This is a genomic window from uncultured Serinicoccus sp. (assembly GCF_947500995.1).
GTDB lineage: Bacteria > Actinomycetota > Actinomycetes > Actinomycetales > Dermatophilaceae > Ornithinicoccus.
On record NZ_CANMUA010000001.1, the window covers coordinates 603,022 to 620,652 of the forward strand.

Sequence of the window (17,631 nt, forward strand, 5' to 3'; positions counted from 1 at the left end):
CACTGGGGACCTCGATCGAGAGAGGACGCCCCATGGCACTGAAGTGGTACACCGTCGTCGTCGACTGCGCGGACCCCCAGGCGCAGGCCCGCTGGTGGGCCGAGGCGCTCGACTGGCTCGTGGTCTACGACACCCCGGACGAAGCGGTGGCCGTCCCCCGCCAGGCGATGGAGGCGCCGCAGCACGAGCCGGACCTCGACGCCTGGATGCAGCGCGGGCAGGGTCTGGTCTTCGTGCCGGTGCCGGAGGGCAAGGAGGTCAAGAACCGCCTCCACATCGACCTCGCCCCGCACACCAGCCAGGACCGCGACGCCGAGATCCAGCGGCTGCTCGACCTGGGTGCGACCCGCGTGGACGTGGGTCAGACCGAGGAGCACACCTGGACGGTGCTGGCCGACCCCGAGGGCAACGAGTTCTGCGTGCTGTCGACCCGCGACGGCTGACCGCCCGGACCGGCCCCGCCCACCGCCTAGGCTGGCCCGCGTGAGCGAACAGAGCACCACGGCAGGCCACCCCTTCGACCCCGACCAGTGGGAGCCGGTCGAGGGCTTCGACCTCACCGACCTCACCTACCACCGGCACCGCGAGCTGGGCTGCGTCCGCATCGCCTTCGACCGCCCGGAGGTCCGCAACGCCTTCCGCCCGCACACCGTCGACGAGCTCTACCGCGCCCTCGACCACGCCCGGATGACCCCGGACGTCGGCGTGGTCCTGCTCACCGGCAACGGACCCTCGCCCAAGGACGGGGGCTGGGCGTTCTGCTCCGGCGGCGACCAGCGCATCCGCGGCCGCAGCGGCTACCAGTACTCCTCCTCCCCCGACGCCGACCCCACCCGCGGCGGGGTGGACGAGGCCCGGGTCCGGGCCGAGGGCGGGCGGCTGCACATCCTGGAGGTCCAGCGGCTCATCCGCACCATGCCCAAGGTCGTCGTGGCGGTGGTCGGCGGGTGGGCGGCCGGGGGCGGGCACAGCCTGCACGTCGTCTGCGACCTCACGATCGCCTCCCGCCAGCACGCGCGGTTCAAGCAGACCGACGCCGACGTCGGCAGCTTCGACGCCGGCTACGGCTCGGCATACCTCGCCAAGATGGTGGGGCAGAAGAACGCCCGCGAGATCTTCTTCCTCGGCCGCGCCTACGACGCCGAGCAGATGCAGCGGATGGGGGCGGTCAACATCGTCGCCGACCACGCCGACCTCGAGACCGAGGCGGTGCAGGCGGCCCGCGAGATCCTCGGCAAGAGCCCGACCGCGCAGCGGATGCTGAAGTTCGCGCTCAACCTCACCGACGACGGCCTCATGGGCCAGCAGGTCTTCGCCGGCGAGGCGACCCGGCTCGCCTACATGACCGACGAGGCCGTCGAGGGCCGCGACTCCTTCCTGGAGAAGCGCGCCCCGGACTGGCGCGCCTACCCCTGGTACTTCTGAGCGGCCCGCACCCGGGGCGGTCCGTACCCCCGGCTGCCGCACCCCGGGGGCCGGCGCCCCACCGTGAGAGGATGACGGGGCCGATCACGGCCGCGACCAGGGAGGACCTTCCGCGATGCGACGCCCACTCATGGCCCTGCTGGCCGCCCCCGCCCTGTTCCTCGCCGCCTGCGACGGCGGCGCGGAGGTCGTCGAGACCACCGGCGGGACCTCCGCGGAGGGCACGGACGACGCGGCCCTGACCAGCGGGGCAGGCGCCTCCGACGAGACCGCCGCCACCGACGACGCGGCGGTGACCAGCGCCGCGCCCGACGGGGTCGAGGGCGGCGAGGAGGGGCAGGCCGCCGCCGACCGCGCCAAGGAGTTCCTGCTCGCCCTGGTCGACGCGGACCCGGCGGCCTGCGGCCTCATGCTCTCCTTCACCGACACCAGCCGGCCGATGTCCGAGGTGCCCGAGGACCTCGAGCTCTGCGAGGAGCAGCTGCCCGAGACCATGTCGGCCGCCGTCGAGGCCCAGGGCCTCGGCGAGGAGGGCCGGGACATCCTCGGCGCCATGCAGCTACGGGGTGCCGAGATCGGCGCCGAGGGCGACACGGCCGTCATCGACGAGGACAACTACTCCGAGCTCTTCGCCGAGTCGATGGGGGACTCGACCATCACCCTGGTCCGGATCGACGGCGAGTGGTTCATCGACGTCGAGCGCTTCCTGCAGACCCCCGAGCCCGGTGACGGCGGACGCTGACGACCTGGTCGTGCCGCCCGGCGCGACCTGGGCCGACCTCGGGCCGCCGCTGCGCGCGCTGATGGACGGCGCCGACGGACGCCCCGTCGTCGTCGCGACCTCCGGCTCCAGCGGGACCCCGAAACGTGTCCGGCTCCCCGCCGCGGCGCTGCGCGCCTCGGGCACCGGCACGGCCGAGCGGCTCGGCGGGCACGGGCAGTGGCTGCTCGCCCTGCCCACCCACCACGTCGCCGGGCTGCAGGTGCTCGCCCGGTCCGCGCTGGCCGGCACCGAGCCGGTCGAGCTGGACGCCGCGCGCCCGTTCACCGCGACGGTCCTCGCCGCGGCCGTCGGCAGGCTGGACCCCGGCACCCGCCGCTACGCCTCCCTCGTCCCGACCCAGCTGCACCGTGCCCTCGCCGACCCCGGGGGCGTGGCCGCCCTGCGGGACCTGGACGCGGTCCTCGTGGGCGGTGCGGCCACCGACGACGGGTTGCTCGCACGGGCGCGGGCGGCCGGCGCCCGCGTCGTCACGACCTACGGCATGTCCGAGACCTGCGGCGGCTGCGTCTACGACGGGGTGCCGCTGCCCGGGGTGCGGGTCGAGGTGACCGCCGAGGGCCGCGTCCGGCTGGGCGGGCCGGTCCTGGCCGAGGGCTACGTCGACGACCCGGACCGCACGGCGCGGTCCTTCGTCACCGACGCCTCCGGCCGGTGGTTCCTCACCGAGGACCGCGGGGTATGCCGTGCCGGTCGGCTCACCGTCCTCGGCCGGGTCGACGACGTGGTCGTCTCCGGTGGGCACAAGGTCGAGCCGCGCGACGTGGAGGCGGCGCTGCGGGCGCTGCCCGAGGTGCAGGACGCCCTGGTCGTCGGCCTGCCCGACCCCGAGTGGGGGCAGCGCGTGGCCGCCCTGGTCACCCTCGAGCCGGGCCCGGCCTCCGCCGCCCAGGACGACGCGCAGCGGCACCGCGCCGAGCCCACGGTGGCCGACGACCTGCGCGCCGCCCTGCGCCGGAACCTGCCCGCGCACGCGGTTCCGCGGCAGGTCGAGGTGGTGGACGGCATACCGGCGCTGCCCACCGGCAAGCCGGACCGGGCGGCGGCGCGGCGACTGCTCGACGCGGGTGGCAGAATGAAGCCTCACCTGCACTGACGTGGAAGGAGGCAGACGTGCTCCGTGTGGTCGTCGCCGTAGCGCTCCTGGCGTTCGTCGTCTTCACCGTCGTCGACGCCGTGCAGACCGACAAGCACCAGGTGCGCGGTCTGCCGAAGCCGGTGTGGGTCGTCGTGTGCGTGATCCTCCCGGGCATCGGCGGCCTGGCCTGGCTCGTCGCCGGGCGCCCCCGCAGCCTGCTCGACATCATCTTCGGGGACCGGGGCGGACGCTCCGGGCGCCCCCGCGGCCCGCTCGGGCCGGACGACGACCCCGACTTCCTGCGAGACCTGTAGGAGCCCGCCGATGGCCACCCTCGCCCAGTGGATCGAGGGCGCGCGACCGCGCACCCTCCCCGCCGCGCTCGCCCCCGTGCTCGTCGGCACCGCCGCCGCGGACGCCCTCGGCGCCGCGGACCTCGGTCTCGCGGTGCTGGCGCTGTGCGTCGCGCTCGGCTTCCAGATCGGCGTCAACTACGCCAACGACTACTCCGACGGGATCCGCGGCACCGACGAGGAGCGGGTCGGACCGGTCCGGCTGGTCGGGCAGCGGCTGGCCGACCCCGCCAACGTCCGGACCGCCGCGTTCGCCGCGTTCTTCGGCGCGGGCCTGTGTGGCCTGGCCCTCGTGGCGCTGTCCGGGGCGTGGCTGCTCATCGTGCTCGGCCTGCTGGCCGTGTGGGCGGCCTGGCACTACACCGGCGGCGCGAAGCCCTACGGCTACCGCGGGCTCGGCGAGGTCATGGTCTTCGTCTTCTTCGGGCTCGTCGCCGTGCTCGGCACCACCTGGACGCAGGCGCAGGCCCTCGACCTCGCGGCCCTCGGCGGCGCCGTCGGCTGCGGCCTGCTCGCCAGCGCCATTCTCGTCACGAACAACCTGCGTGACCTCGAGGGCGACCGCGCCGCGGGCAAGCGCACCCTCGCCGTCCGCATCGGCTTCCGGCGCACCCGCCGGCTCTACGCCGGGCTCCTCGTCGGTGCCTTCGTCGCGGTCCTGGTCGCCGCGCTGGCCCACCCCCTGGCCCTGACCGGCCTGCTCGCCGCCCCGCTCGCCTGGCGCCCGTACCGCCTGGTCACCGACCCCGACGCCTACGGCCCGGCGCTGCTGCCGGCGCTGGCGCAGACCGGGGTCCTGCAGCTGGGGTATGCCGTCGCCCTGTCGATCGGCCTCGTCCTGTCCTGAGGTGGCCTGGGGCCTGGGGCCCGTGCCCGCCCACGCCGGCAGCGCCTGCGCGATCCCGTCCCCAGGGGCTCTTGCGTGTGCGGTCGTGGCCCTTGGAGGGCCACCACCGCGCACAAGCCAGCCCACCCGACCGCTCGACCAGCCTCGCCAAGCTCTACGTGCGCAGTTCTGGCCCCTGGAGGGCCACCACCGCACACAGACCAGCCCCACCTGATCGCTCAGGCCCCGGCGAGGCCCCGTCCTGTGCCACACGGCCTCCGCGAGCCCTACGTGTGTGCGGTCGTGGCCCTTGGAGGGCCACCACCGCGCACAAGCCAGCCCACCCGACCGCTCGACCAGCCTCGCCAAGCCTCCACGTGTGCGGTCGTGGCCCCTGGAGGGCCACCACCGCGCACGACCGCGGCTCAGTCCTCCTCGTCGACCCGCTCGTCCTCGATCTGGGCCCGGCGGCGCTCCATGCGGTCCTCGACGCGCCGCTCGAGGCCGGCCGCGAGCCGCTCCCGGTCCGGGGCCAGGAGGAAGTAGGAGACGACCATGGAGGCCACCGCCGCCAGCACGGCCGCCCACAGCACGTTCAGGGTGAGCAGCCGGCCGAGGGCGAAGAAGCCGATGAAGACGAGCAGCCGCATCGCGGTGTAGCGGGCGACGATCAATTCGCGACCCCCGAGTAGGAGTGCAGCCCGGTCATGAGCAGGTTGACCACGGTGTAGTTGACGACGATGCAGGCGAACCCGGCGATGGCGACCCAGGTCGCCCGACGCGTCGTCCACCCGGACGTCGCGCGTGCGTGCAGGTAGGCGGCGTAGACCACCCAGATGACGAAGCTCCACGTCTCCTTGGGATCCCACCCCCAGTAGCGGCCCCAGGCCTGCTCGGCCCACACGGCGCCCGACATCACCGCGAAGGTCCACAGCGGGAAGGCCACGATGTGCACGCCGTAGGTGATCCGCTCGAGCTTCACCGCCTCCGGCAGCGCGGCCAGCCAACCCCGCACCTCCCCCTTGCGCTGGGCGCTGTCGCGGAGCAGGTAGGCCGTCGCGACCGCCGCTCCGATCAGGAAGAGGGCGATGGACAGGGTGGCGACCGTGACGTGGATGACCAGCCAGATGTTGTCCAGGGCCGGCATGAGCTGGGAGGCCTCGGTGTACCACCACAGCTTGGCGGCCCCGAGGATGAGCAGCACCGGCACGACGACGAAGGCGCCGAGCCAGAGGCGGTCCTTGCGCAGGCTCCACGCGGAGTAGACGACCAGCGCGAAGGAGGCCGTGAACAGCGCGAACTCGTACATGTTGCCCAGCGGGGCGCGGGTCACCGACAGACCGCGCAGCACCGTGCCGGCCACGACGAGGAAGGTCCCCAGCCAGGTGAGCTGCAGGCCGACCACACCCCAGCGGCGGGTGGGCGCGGGGGTGTCGGGGGCCGGCGCGAGGACCGTGCCGGACCCGACCCCGGCAGGGCTCGGCGGCACCGCGCGGCCGGCTCCGGCCGCCACCGGGACGTCCTCCCGCGCCGTGCGGTCGGCGCGGCGGGTGCGCCTCGAACCGGTGACCGCGAGGTGCACCGAGAAGGCGACCATCGCCAGGGCCAGCACCACGATGCTGGTCCAGATCGCGAGGTCGCTGGCCTGGGCCAGGGAAGCGTTCGTCATACCTCATCCTTGTCTCGCGCGTCGTCCCGCGCCGCGTCCGCGGCGTCACCGGTCGCCCGGTCGGGCTCGAGGACCCGGCCGCCGCTCGCCCCGGCGATCTGCTCGACGAGCTCGTCGACCAGGTCGTCCAGGCCGGGGTCGGTGCCCTTGGGCAGGGCGGCGACGCTCAGTCCAGTATGCCGCGAGCCCGGGTCGGCGGGGTCGCCCGCACCCGGGTGGACGCGGACGAAGACCCGGCGCCGCCGGACGCCGAGCATGAGCACCAGCCCGACCAGCGCCGTGCCGGCGAAGAGCAGGGCCGGCAGACGACCCGGGTCGTGCCGCACGAGCAGGCCGCCCCAGCGGATGACCGTCTCCATCTCGATGGTGCCCCGGTCGCCGGGGATCTCCAGGGTGTCGCCCGGGCGCAGCAGCATCCGGCTGGGTTGGCCGTCGTCCTGCATGACCTGGTCCAGGGACTCGGTGGGCAGCGAGAAGACCGACTGCGAGCGCCCCTCCGGGAAGAGCTCGCCCTCGTAGGCCGTGAGCACCAGGGCCGGGTCGACCAGACCCGGGAAGGAGGACGTCATCCCGGCCTCGCTGATGTCCAGGGTGGGCAGGAAGCCGCCGGCGAAGCCCAGCCCGGGCTCGGCGCCGGGCACCTTGATGACGCCGTCCGAGCCGTAGGTGTTGTCCTGCGGCAGGAAGGTCACGGCGTCGGAGAAGAGGATCTCCCCGGCCGCGTCACGGACGGTGACGACCGGGGCGTAGCCGTTGCCGAGGAGGAACATCGAGGTGCCGTCGATGGACAGCGGGTCGTTGACCCCGAAGCCGACCTGGCGCTCGGACCCGTCGGCCTCGATGGTGGCCACCCCCCGGAAGACCCGAGGCTGGCCGAACTGCGCGCCCTCGGCCTGCGCCTCGAACTGCACGTCGAGGTCGTCCACCCGGACCGTGAACGCCGGGATGTCGGACTCGTCGACGAGCGGGCCGAGGCTCAGGGTGTCGAAGGTGCCCGCCCCCGCCGTCCAGGACTCGCCCTCCTTGATGATGATCTCGCCGCGCCAGCCGAAGAGGTGGCCCACCGCGACGGCGACGATGATGCCGAGCAGCGCCAGGTGGAAGAGCAGGTTGCCGGTCTCTTTGGCGAAGCCCTTCTCGGCGGCCACGACGAGGGCGCCGTCCTCCTCCTCGCGCAGCCGGAAGCGCCGTGCGGACAGCCGGGCCCGGGCCGCCGCCACCACGTCGTCGGGCGCGGCGTCCAGCACGACGTGGCGGTGCACCGGGAGCCGCCCGAGCCGGGCCGGGGTGCGCGGCGGCTGCGCCCGGACGGCCCGCAGGTGCTGGCGCATCCGCGGCAGGACGCACCCGACCAGGCTGATCATGAGCAGCAGGTAGATCGAGGCGAACCACGGCGAGGAGTAGACCTCGAACATCCCGAACCGGTCCAGCCACCGGGCCAGGCCGGGGTCGTCCTCGAAGTACTGCCGCACCCGGACCGGGTCGACGCCGCGCTGGGGGAAGATCGACCCGGGGATGGCGGCGACCGCCAGCAGCAGCAGGAGGGCCAGGGCCGTGCGCATGCTGGTGAGCTGCCGCCAGGCCCAGCGCGCCCACCCCAGCGGGCCGAGCCGGGGCCCGCCGAGGGTGGTGCGGTCCTTGGGGTAGCTCGACTCGATCCGCTGCCGGGCCTGCTGGTCGGTCGCCATCTAGAGCACCGTCTCGAAGCCGCTGACCAGCTGCGCCTGCACCCACGCGGTCAGGCCCGCCCACACCCCGCTGAGCATGAGCAGCCCCAGCACGACGAGCAGCCCGCCGCCCACGCGCTGGATGACCAGGTAGTGGTCGCGCAGCCACCGGGAGGCCCGGCTCACCCAGCCGACCCCCGCCGCCACGAGGAGGAAGGGCAGGCCCAGGCCGAGGCTGTAGGCCGTGCCCAGCACCAGCGCGCGGCCCACCTGGTCCTCCCCCGGCACGATCGAGGTGCCGAGGGTCTGGATCGCCGCGAGCGCCGGGCCGGTGCAGGCGGTGAAGCCCAGCCCGAAGGCCACGCCCAGCAGGGGCGCCCCGGCCAGGCCGGCGGCCGGCCGCCAGCGCAGCTGCCAGGAGGCGCTCGGCTGCACGACCATCACGAGCCCGAGGACGAGCACGACCGCCCCGGCCACGCGCAGCAGCACTCCCTGGTGCTGGACGAGGGCCAGTCCCAGCCCGGAGATGGCCACGCTCATGAGGAGGAAGACCGCGGTGAAGCCCAGCACGAAGAGCAGCGCGCCGAGCACCAGCCGGCCCCGCGCCCGTCCCGCGCCGCCGGCCGCCGCCGCGTCCTCGCCCGGGCGACCGGGCGTCATACCGCCGAGGTAGCCGAGGAAGCCGGGCACGAGCGGGAGCACGCAGGGCGAGGCGAAGGAGACCACGCCCGCGAGCGCGGCCACACCCACGGCCAGCAGCAGCGGACCGGTGAGGACGAGGTCGCTCACCCGGCCGCCCCCTCCCCGCCCGCCTGCACGGTGCCGTCGGCCAGGACGTCGTCGACGAGGCCGCGCAGGGTGGTGGCGTCGACCTCACCGCTGACCCGGGCCGCGAGCCGGCCCTCCCCGTCGATCACCAGGGTGGTCGGGGTGGCCACCGCCAGGCTGCCGAGCTGGGCGCGGGTGCGACCGCCGTCGTCCTGAAGGGACGGGTAGGGGACGTCGTACCTCGTCTCGAAGGCCAGCGCGTTGGGGATGGTGTCGCGCGAGTTGAGGCCGATGAAGGTCACCGGCTCCCCCGCCTCCCGCAGCGCGGTCTCGACCTCGACGAGGTCGGGGACCTCGGCCACGCAGGGTCCGCACCAGGAGCCCCAGACGTTGACCACGACCACCTCGCCGGCGTGGTCCGTGCTGCTCCAGGGCTCGTCCTCCAGGGTGGTGCCCTCGAGGGTCACCTCCTGGTCGCGCTCGCCGACGGCGACCTGCTGGATGGTCCCGTCACCGGCGACGTAGCCCTTCTGGTCGCCCTGCCGCATCTGCTCGTTGATGCTCGTGCCGTCGTCCCCGGTGCAGCCCGCGAGGAGGGCCACGGGGAGGAGTGCGGGGGCCAGGAGGACCCTCGTCGCCCGTGGGCGACGGCCGCCGCGCGTCGGTGCCGCGCTCACCGCGCCACCTCGCCGGCCTCGCCGGTCACGTCGACGGCCGCGTCGAGCAGATGACCGGCCGGCTCGGCATACATGACCCGGACGGGCAGCGGGCCGTGGAAAAGGACGGTGGTCACCGAGGCCAGGCTGCACCGGCGCCGCCGCGGGTGGTGCCACAGCCGCTCCCCCTGCACGGCGCGGCGCAGCGTCCAGATCGGCAGCTGGTGGCTGACCACGACGCCCTCGTAGCCCTTGACCTGCTGGCGCAGGGCGTCCAGCCCGGCCCGCATCCGGGTGGCGATCTCGGCGTAGGGCTCGCCCCAGGAGGGCCGGAAGGGGTTGACGTAGAGCGGCCAGTGCCGGGGGTCGGCCAGCATGCGCCGGTCCACCCGCTCACCCTCGAAGGCGTTGCCGCTCTCCAGGAAGCGCTCGTCGACCTCGACCTCCAGGCCGTGGGCCCCCGCGATCGGCTGCGCCGTCTCCCGGGCCCGCTCCAGGGGGGAGCTCACGACCCGTCGGACGTCCCGGTCGGCCAGGTGCTCCGCGGTGGCCTGCGCCATCCGCCGACCGAGGTCGGACAGGTGGTAGCCGGGGAGCCGGCCGTAGAGGACGCGCTCGGGGTTGTGCACCTCGCCGTGCCGCACGACGTGCACGAGGGTGACGGGGGTGCCGTCGTGGAGGGTCCGTGGGGTGCCCTCGCTGGGGGGCAGACCGTCGGCTCCAGACATACGCGCGATTGTCCCACGGCTCGCTGAGCAGACGCTGGGACGCCCCTCAGGCGACCTCCGCCGCACTCTCCCCGATCGCCCGCACCGCGTGCTCGACCGCCTCGTCGTCGTGCGCGGCGGAGACGAACCACGACTCGAAGCAGCTCGGCGGCAGGTGCACCCCCCGGCGCAGCATGGCGTGGAAGAACCGGCCGAAGAGGGCGGTGTCCTGGTCCTTGGCGTCCTCGTAGCCGGTGACCTGGCCCTCCCGGAAGAAGACGCTGAACATCGAGCCCGCCCACTGGATGCGGTGGGGTATGCCGTGGCGCGTGAAGGCGTCGGTGACGGCACCGGCGAGCGCCTCGCTCACCTCGTCGAGGCGCTGGTAGACCTCGTCCGTGCACCGCTGCAGGGTGGCGAGCCCGGCGGCCGAGGCGACCGGGTTCCCCGACAGCGTCCCGGCCTGGTAGACGGGTCCGTCCGGGGCGAGCCGGGCCATGACGTCGGCCCGGCCGCCGAAGGCCGCCGCCGGGAAACCGCCGCCCATGACCTTGCCGAAGGTGAACAGGTCGGGCGCGCCGCCCTCGGGGACCCCCTCCAGACCGAGCCACCCCGAGGCCGAGCAGCGGAAGCCGGTCATGACCTCGTCGCTGACCAGCAGGGCCCCGTGCTCACGGGTGAGCCGCCGCAGCGCATCGGTGAAACCGGGCGCCGGCGGCACCACGCCCATGTTGCCCGCCGCGGCCTCGGTGATGACCGCGGCGATCTCCGGGCCCCGCTCGGCGAAGGCCGCCTCGAGCGCGGGGACGTCGTTGTAGGGCAGCACCACGGTCTCGGCAGCCGCGCTGGCCGGGACACCCGGGCTGTCCGGGAGACCGAAGGTCGCCACCCCCGACCCGGCCGAGGCCAGCAGCGCGTCGACGTGCCCGTGGTAGCAGCCGGCGAACTTCACGACGACGGACCGCTCGGTGAAGCCCCGGGCCAGCCGGATGGCGCTCATGGTGGCCTCGGTGCCCGAGCTGACCAGGCGCACCTGCTCGACCGGTTCCACCCGGGCCACGATCTCCTCGGCGAGGGCGACCTCCCGGGCCGTGGGCATACCGAAGGAGAAGCCGTCGGCGGCGGCCTCGGTGACCGCGGCCCGGACCTCCGGGTGCGCGTGGCCGAGGATCATCGGGCCCCACGAGCAGACGAGGTCGAGGTAGCGGCGCCCGTCGGCGTCCCACAGCCAGGGGCCCTGCGCCCGCTCCATGAACCTCGGCGTGCCCCCGACCGAGCGGAAGGCGCGCACCGGCGAGTTCACGCCGCCGGGGATGACGGACCGGGCGCGGGCGAGGAGGGCGTCGGAGGCCGGGGCGGTGTCCGGGTGGGTCACGGGTTCGGCGGTCATGTCGACCAGCCTACGAGTGGGACCGCGCCGGCCTGCCCGGTGGGAGCCTCAGACGGCGTCGAGCGCCTCGTCCTCGCCGTGGCGGATCGCCAGCACCACCCGGCGCATCAGGTCGCCGTGGGTGATGAGCTCCTCGCGGGTGAGGTGGTCGAGCAGCGCCGCGCGCACGCTCTGCACGTGCACGGGCGCGAGCTTGTGCAGCTGCGCCTGCCCGGCCTCGGTGAGCACCAGCACGACGCCGCGTCGGTCCTGGGGGGCGCGCACCCGCTCCACCCAGCCGCGCTTCTCGAGCCGGTTGGCGGTGTGGCTCACCCGGCTGCGCGACTGCACCACCAGGTGGGCCAGCTCGGCCATGCGCATCCGGCCCCCGGGCGCCTCCGAGACCATGCTCATCAGCTCGTACTCACCGAGGGAGACCCCGAGCTCGTCCAGCGCCTCCTCCATGAGGAGCCGCACGAGGTGCGAGCCCCGCAGGATCGAGCGCCAGGCCCGCTGCTCCTCGTCGTCCAGCCAGCGCACCATCCCGTCATCCTCCTAGGAGTCGTGCCGCCTCCGTCGCGTAGTAGGTCAGCACCACCTGGGCCCCTGCCCGGCGGATCGACGTCAACGTCTCCACCACCATACGGTCCCTGTCCAGCAGTCCCTGGGACGCGGCCGCCTCGATCATGGCGTACTCCCCGCTCACCTGGTAGGCCGCCACCGGCACGTCCGCGGCCGTGGCCACGTCGGAGAGCACGTCGAGGTAGGGCAGGGCCGGTTTGACCATGACCATGTCGGCACCCTGCTCGAGGTCCAGGCGCAGCTCGCGCAGGCTCTCGCCCCGGTTGGCCGGGTCCTGCTGGTAGGTCGCGCGGTCGCCGGTGAGCGTGGAGGCGACGGCCTCGCGGAACGGGCCGTAGCAGGCACTGGCGTACTTCGCGGTGTAGGCGAGCACCGCGACGTCCGTGCGGCCGGCGCCGTCGAGGGCCTCCCGGACCACCTGGACCTGACCGTCCATCATCCCGCTGGGGCCGACGACGTGCGCCCCCGCGCGTGCCTGCGCAAGGGCCATCTCGGCATACACCTCGAGCGTGGCGTCGTTGTCGACCCCTCCGGCGTCGTCGAGGACCCCGCAGTGGCCGTGGTCGGTGAACTCGTCCAGGCACAGGTCGCTCATGAGCACCGTGCTGTCGCCCAGCTCCTCACGCAGGGTGCGCAGCGCGGTGTTCAGCACGCCGTCGTCGCGCAGCCCGGCCCGCCCCACGGCGTCCTTGTCCTCCGGCCGCGGCACCCCGAAGACCATGAGGCCGCCCACCCCGGCGTCGCGGGCCTCCTGGGCGGCCCGCACCAGGCTCGTCGGCGTGTGCTGGACCACGCCCGGCATGGAGCGGATCGGCTGCGGCTCGCTGATGCCGTCACGGACGAAGACCGGCAGCACCAGGTCGGCCGGGTGCAGGCGGGTCTGCGCGACGAGCCGGCGCAGGGCCGGGGTCGCGCGCAGCCGTCGCGGGCGTTCGTGCGGTCGGGTGTATGCCGTCACCGGCGCGACCGTGCGCGCCGCGGCGCCGGCTTGCGCAGGCTCGGGCGCACGAACTCCTCGCCCTGGGCGTGGGCCTGCGCCATGAGCTCCCGCGTGTGCTCCGCGAGCGCGTCGACCAGGCTGGTCGAGCTGGGCTCGGGGGCCACCACGTCGACCCGCAGACCGTGCTCCTCGGCCGCCTTCGCGGTGGCCGGCCCGATGCACGCGACCACGGTGTGGGGGTGCGGCTTGCCGGCGATCCCCACGAGGTTGCGGACGGTCGAGGAGGAGGTGAAGCAGACGGCGTCGAAGGCGCCGCCCTTGATCGCCTCACGGACCGAGGCGGCGGGCGGCGCGGCCCGGACGGTGCGGTAGGCGGTCACGTCGTCGACCTCCCAGCCCATGGCCTCCAGCCCCGCCACGAGGGTGTCGGTCGCGATGTCCGCGCGCGGCAGGAAGACCCGGTTGATCGGGTCGAGCACGTCGTCGAAGGGAGGCCAGGACTCCAGCAGACCCTGCGCCGACTGCTCGCCCTCCGGGACCAGGTCGGGCTCCAGGCCCCACTCGCGCAGCGCCTGCGCGGTGACCCCGCCCACGGCCGCGAGCTTGAGCCCGGCGAAGGCCCGGGCGTCCAGCCCGAGCGCCTCGAACTTCTCGCGGACCGCCCGCACGGCGTTCACCGAGGTGAAGCCGATCCACTCGTAGCGGCCGGTCACCAGGCCCTTGACCGCACGGTCCATCTGCTGCGGGGTCCGGGGCGGCTCCACGCTGATGGTGGGGACGACCGAGGCACTCGCGCCATAGCCGGCGATGCGGTCGGCCATCGGTCCCGACTGCTCCTTGGTCCGCGGCACGAGGATGGACCAGCCGAACAGCGGCTTGGACTCCCACCAGGACAGCTCGGCCTGGAGCTCCACCGGGTGACCGACGACGGCGACCGTGTCCTCACCCAGGTCCGCGGCCTCGTCCAGCGCCTCCTGGAGGGTCGTCACCCGGGTCTGCTGGGTGGTGGTGGTGCCGTGCTCGGTGAGGGCGGTCGGGCTGTCCCCGGCACGCCCCGCCTGCAGCAGCTGCTGCAGGGCGCGCTGCAGGCGCCCCTGGGAGCCGCGCACGACGACCGTCACCTCCTCGGCGACCGAGTGCGACCAGTCGACCCCGGTGTCGGCCGCGTCCACGACGTGGACCTGACCGCGCTGGCCGTCGGGCAGCACACCGGCGTAGGCCGGGACCGCCCAGGCGGCGCTCACCCCCGGGACGATCTCGAAGGCGACCCCGGCGTCGTGGCACGCGCGGGCCTCCTCGACCAGCGACCCGCCGGAGACGTCGTCGGCGAGCAGCCGGACCACCAGGTGAGAGGCGTCGTCGAAACCGCGGGCGGTCCGCACGAGCAGCTTGGAGCGTGCGGCGGGGGTCAGGGCAGGGCCCTCCTCACCGCAGACGGTGCGGACGATCTCGGTGTGCTCCCCCACCCAGGACCGCACGTCCTGCTCCTGGTGGGCCGCGTCGACGACGACGACGTCGGCGACCGCGAGGTAGTCCCGCGCCCGCACGGTGAGCAGCCCCGGGTCACCGGGACCGGCACCGACGAAGGCGACGCGGGCGGCGGCGCTCGTGGGCAGCGGGGCGTGGGTCAGGTGGACGGGGGCGGCGTCGGTGCTCACAGGTCGGACTCCGGGGTGTGTGACCCGGCAGCGACGAGGCCGCTCGGGTCGGGACGGTTCAGCAGGAGCGCGGCCATGGCACGGCCCAGCTCCTCCGGCGCGTCGACCGCGCCGGATGTCACGCGTCGCTGGGCCCCGGTGTCCAGGGCGGCGAAGGCGTGCAGGATGAGGGTGGCGGACGGCGGACCGTCGGCGGGGTGGTCCTCGGCGGACGAGCCGGGCTGAGCGAGGGCGCCCACGGGGGCGGTGCACCCGGCCTCGAGCGCGGCGAGCGCGGCGCGCTCGGCGCTGACCGCGGCCCGGGTGGCCGGGTGGTCGAGGATCCCGGCCAGCTCGGCCGCGAGTCCCGTGTCGTCGGCACGGCACTCGACGGCCAGGGCACCCTGGCCGGCGGCCGGGATCATGTCCTCGGTGTCGAGGACCTGGGTGGCCTCGTCGAGCCGGCCCAGCCGGGCCAGTCCGGCGCGGGCCAGGACCACGGCGTCCAGCACCTGGTCACGGACCATCCGGATGCGGGAGTCGACGTTGCCGCGGATGTCGCGGATCTCCAGGTCGGGCCGCAGCAGCCCCAGCTGGGCCGCTCGTCGCGGCGACCCGGTGCCGACCACCGCGCCGGCGGGCAGGTCCGCCAGCGCGAGACCGTCGCGGGCGACCAGCACGTCGCGCGGGTCCTCCCGCTCGGGGACCGCCGCGACCACCAGGCCGTCGGCCGGGGCCGTGGGCAGGTCCTTGAGGGAGTGGACGGCCAGGTCGATCCGCCCGTCGAGCAGCGCCCCCCGCAGGGCGGAGGCGAAGACGCCCGTGCCGCCGATCTCGGTGAGGCTGCGGCGCGAGGTGTCGCCCTCGGTGGTCACGAGCACCAGCTCGATCTCGCGCCCGGCCTCGCGCAGCCGGTCCGCGACCCAGCCGGACTGGCTGGTGGCGAGCGCGCTGCGGCGGGTGCCGAGCCGGAGCGGGCGGGCGGCGGCCTCGGCGGGCGGTGCGGGGGTTCCGGTGCCGGGGTCAGTCATCGCCGCCCCCGTCCACCGTGGGGTCCGCGGCCCGCTCGACCACGCCGAGCGGTGGCGTCGACACGCTCGCGACCTCTCGGCTGTCGAGGTCGAAGAGCTCACGCAGGGCGTGGGCGTAGTCGGCGGGGACCTCGTCGTAGCCGGCCTGCAGCTGCTTGACCCGGGTGGTCGGCGTGTGCAGCAGCTTGTCGACCACCCGCTGCACGGTCTGCCTGACCTCGGCGCGCTCGTCGTCCGGCAGGTGCGGCAGCCGGTGGTCCAGCCGGCTCATCTCCGCGTCGACGACCCGGGCGGCGCTGGTGCGCAGGGCGGCCAGCGTGGGCCCCAGCCGCGCCGCGTGGCGTTCGGCGAGATAGCCGGCGACCTCGCCGGTCACCAGCCCGCGGACGGCCTCGACGGCGCCGGGCTCGCCCGTGCCGGCGTCGGCGCGCTCCTGCGCGGGCCGCTGGAGGTCGGCCAGGCCCCACAGGTGGACGCCGCGCAGCCGGGTGACCCCCGGGTCGACGTCACGCGGGAGGGCGAGATCGAGCAGGACGGTCGGCGCACCGGTCCGGCCGGCCTGGCTCCGGGCCCTGGCGACCAGCGGCTCGTCGAGGACGTTCCCCACGGCGCCGGTGCAGGTGAGCACCAGGTCGGCGGACCCGACCGCGGCGCCCAGGTCGGCCCACGGGAGGGCGCGCACGCCGTGCTGCTCCGCGAGCCGCTCCGCGCGGGCCGGGGTCCGGTTGACCACGACGACGTCGCCGACGCCCTCGCGCACGAGGGTGGCGACCGCCAGTCCGGACATCGCGCCGGCGCCGATGACCACGGTGCGCGCGGCACCCAGGTCACCGAGGACCGCCCGGGCGTGGTCGAGCCCGAGGGTGACCAGCGACCGGGAGACTTGGTCGATGCCGGTCTCGGCGTGCGCCCGCTTGCCGACCCGGAGGGCCTGCTGGACGAGGGGGTTGAGCGAGGCCCCCAGGTGCCCGTGCCGCTGGGCCTGGGCGAGCGCCTGGCGGAGCTGGCCGAGCACCTGGCTCTCGCCCACGGCCATGGAGTCCAGCCCGCACGCCAGCTCGAAGAGGTGGGCGACCGCGCGGTCGTCGTAGTGGACGAAGAGGTGCTCGGTCAGCTGGTCCCGGGTGAGCCCTCCGACCTCGGTCAGGGCCGCACCGATCTCCTCCAGCGCCCCGTGGAAGGTGCCGGCCTCGACGACGACCTCGAGCCGGTTGCAGGTGGAGAGGACCAGCGCCTCGTGGACGTGGTCGCCGGCGCGGAGCCGGCCCGCGAGCCGGTGCGACGCCTCCTCGTCCAGGACCACCTGCTCGAGCAGGGAGATGGGGGCCGACCGGTGGGACAGCCCCACCACGAGCGCGCTCACGAGACCTCCTCCACGTCCGAGCCGGAGACCGCCACCGCACGCTGGTGCTGGTGGAAGGTGAGGATCTGCAGCTCGGTGGCGAGGTCCACGCGGCGGACGTCCACGTCCGAGGGGACCTCGAGAACCCCCGGGGCGAAGGTGAGGAGGGAGTGCACACCCAATCCGACCAGGACGTCGGCCACCTCCTGGGCGGCGTGCGGCGGGGTGGTGATGACGCCCACCGCCACCGGACCGTCGGGACGCAGGTCCCCCAGCGCCTGCACCGTCATCCCCTCGACGCGGCTCCCCACGACAGCCGGGTCGTTGTCGGCCAGGGCGACGACGTGGAAACCCCGGGTCGCCAGACCCTCGTAGCTCGCGAGCGCACGACCGAGGTTGCCCATCCCCACGATGACCACCGGCCAGTCCCTGCTGAGCCCGAGCTCGGCCGAGACCTGCTCGGCGAGCCGGGCGACGTCGTACCCCACGCCGCGCACGCCGTAGGTCCCGAGGTGGGAGAGGTCCTTGCGCACCTGCGCCGACCGGACCCCCGCGAGACCGGCCAGCTCCTCGCTGGAGATCGAGGCCCGCCCCTGCTCGGCCAGGGTGGACAGCGCCTGGAGGTAGCCCGGGAGTCTGCCGACGGTGGCCTCTGGCACACCTCGCCGGTTCGACTCAGCCATCACGGCGGCACCGGCTCCTCTCTGGATGGGCAGCGCCGACCCGGTGGGGGCTTATATCAGACCCTCGTGCACCGATCGGCGCGGACCCCATCAACTCTAGGCTCGGACCCCGTCTTC

19 protein-coding genes are annotated in these 17,631 nt (G+C 74.7%); 6 read left to right on the forward strand and 13 right to left on the reverse strand.

Annotation, left to right across the window (positions count from 1 at the left end):
• Positions 1–32: 32 nt before the first annotated feature.
• The 6 genes from Q0967_RS02650 (at position 33) to Q0967_RS02675 (ending at position 4,484) form a co-directional block, all read left to right on the forward strand.
• Positions 33–443: a VOC family protein gene (locus Q0967_RS02650; RefSeq protein ID WP_298748996.1), complete on the forward strand. Its 411-nt coding sequence runs from the start codon at positions 33–35 to the stop codon at positions 441–443.
• A gap of 40 nt (positions 444–483) precedes the next feature.
• Positions 484–1,425: a 1,4-dihydroxy-2-naphthoyl-CoA synthase gene (locus Q0967_RS02655; protein WP_298748997.1), complete on the forward strand. Its 942-nt coding sequence runs from the start codon at positions 484–486 to the stop codon at positions 1,423–1,425.
• Between the two features lie 115 nt (positions 1,426–1,540).
• Positions 1,541–2,167, forward strand: a complete 627-nt coding sequence (locus Q0967_RS02660) for a hypothetical protein (RefSeq protein WP_298748998.1) — start codon at positions 1,541–1,543, stop codon at positions 2,165–2,167.
• Entirely contained in the window at positions 2,151–3,302 is a 1,152-nt protein-coding gene (gene menE, locus Q0967_RS02665) for an o-succinylbenzoate--CoA ligase (protein ID WP_298748999.1), read from the forward strand. Before Q0967_RS02660 ends, menE begins: the two co-directional genes overlap by 17 nt.
• Before the next feature lie 17 nt (positions 3,303–3,319).
• On the forward strand, positions 3,320–3,598 hold the full coding sequence (locus Q0967_RS02670; protein WP_298749000.1) for a PLD nuclease N-terminal domain-containing protein: 279 nt from the start codon (positions 3,320–3,322) through the stop codon (positions 3,596–3,598).
• A gap of 10 nt (positions 3,599–3,608) precedes the next feature.
• Positions 3,609–4,484, forward strand: a complete 876-nt coding sequence (locus Q0967_RS02675; RefSeq protein WP_298749001.1) for a 1,4-dihydroxy-2-naphthoate polyprenyltransferase — start codon at positions 3,609–3,611, stop codon at positions 4,482–4,484.
• A 404-nt stretch (positions 4,485–4,888) separates the two neighbouring features.
• On the opposite strand, the gene Q0967_RS02680 is transcribed toward Q0967_RS02675, so the two are convergent.
• The 13 genes from Q0967_RS02680 to Q0967_RS02740 are packed head-to-tail and all read right to left on the reverse strand — an operon-like array spanning position 4,889 to position 17,514.
• A complete protein-coding gene (locus Q0967_RS02680; RefSeq protein WP_298749003.1) occupies positions 4,889–5,137 on the reverse strand; it encodes a DUF4229 domain-containing protein in 249 nt (82 codons plus the stop codon).
• Positions 5,134–6,132: a c-type cytochrome biogenesis protein CcsB gene (gene ccsB / locus Q0967_RS02685; RefSeq protein WP_298749004.1), complete on the reverse strand. Its 999-nt coding sequence runs from the start codon at positions 6,130–6,132 to the stop codon at positions 5,134–5,136. The genes Q0967_RS02680 and ccsB overlap by 4 nt, the downstream gene beginning before the upstream one ends.
• Complete coding sequence (locus Q0967_RS02690; RefSeq protein ID WP_298749005.1) at positions 6,129–7,820, reverse strand: cytochrome c biogenesis protein ResB; 1,692 nt, start codon at positions 7,818–7,820, stop codon at positions 6,129–6,131. The genes ccsB and Q0967_RS02690 overlap by 4 nt, the downstream gene beginning before the upstream one ends.
• The gene (locus Q0967_RS02695) at positions 7,821–8,588 is read right to left on the reverse strand and encodes a cytochrome c biogenesis CcdA family protein (protein WP_298749006.1); all 768 of its coding nucleotides are present in this window, start codon (positions 8,586–8,588) and stop codon (positions 7,821–7,823) included.
• Positions 8,585–9,244: a TlpA disulfide reductase family protein gene (locus Q0967_RS02700; RefSeq protein ID WP_298749007.1), complete on the reverse strand. Its 660-nt coding sequence runs from the start codon at positions 9,242–9,244 to the stop codon at positions 8,585–8,587. Before Q0967_RS02700 ends, Q0967_RS02695 begins: the two co-directional genes overlap by 4 nt.
• Positions 9,241–9,951, reverse strand: coding sequence for a histidine phosphatase family protein (locus tag Q0967_RS02705; RefSeq protein WP_298749008.1), 711 nt, complete (start codon positions 9,949–9,951; stop codon positions 9,241–9,243). Before Q0967_RS02705 ends, Q0967_RS02700 begins: the two co-directional genes overlap by 4 nt.
• 46 nt (positions 9,952–9,997) lie before the next feature.
• Entirely contained in the window at positions 9,998–11,320 is a 1,323-nt protein-coding gene (gene hemL, locus Q0967_RS02710; protein ID WP_298749009.1) for a glutamate-1-semialdehyde 2,1-aminomutase, read from the reverse strand.
• Positions 11,321–11,368: 48 nt separating this feature from the next.
• Positions 11,369–11,842: a MarR family winged helix-turn-helix transcriptional regulator gene (locus Q0967_RS02715; protein ID WP_298749011.1), complete on the reverse strand. Its 474-nt coding sequence runs from the start codon at positions 11,840–11,842 to the stop codon at positions 11,369–11,371.
• Positions 11,843–11,846: 4 nt separating this feature from the next.
• Positions 11,847–12,839, reverse strand: a complete 993-nt coding sequence (gene hemB / locus Q0967_RS02720) for a porphobilinogen synthase (protein ID WP_298749012.1) — start codon at positions 12,837–12,839, stop codon at positions 11,847–11,849.
• On the reverse strand, positions 12,836–14,479 hold the full coding sequence (locus Q0967_RS02725; RefSeq protein ID WP_298749013.1) for a uroporphyrinogen-III synthase: 1,644 nt from the start codon (positions 14,477–14,479) through the stop codon (positions 12,836–12,838). The genes hemB and Q0967_RS02725 overlap by 4 nt, the downstream gene beginning before the upstream one ends.
• Complete coding sequence (hemC, locus tag Q0967_RS02730; protein ID WP_298749014.1) at positions 14,476–15,489, reverse strand: hydroxymethylbilane synthase; 1,014 nt, start codon at positions 15,487–15,489, stop codon at positions 14,476–14,478. Before hemC ends, Q0967_RS02725 begins: the two co-directional genes overlap by 4 nt.
• On the reverse strand, positions 15,482–16,852 hold the full coding sequence (locus tag Q0967_RS02735; RefSeq protein WP_298749015.1) for a glutamyl-tRNA reductase: 1,371 nt from the start codon (positions 16,850–16,852) through the stop codon (positions 15,482–15,484). The genes hemC and Q0967_RS02735 overlap by 8 nt, the downstream gene beginning before the upstream one ends.
• Positions 16,849–17,514 carry a redox-sensing transcriptional repressor Rex gene (locus Q0967_RS02740; RefSeq protein WP_298749016.1) on the reverse strand — a complete coding sequence of 222 codons (666 nt, stop codon included), beginning with the start codon at positions 17,512–17,514 and terminating at the stop codon, positions 16,849–16,851. The genes Q0967_RS02735 and Q0967_RS02740 overlap by 4 nt, the downstream gene beginning before the upstream one ends.
• Between the last annotated feature and the right edge of the window lie 117 nt (positions 17,515–17,631).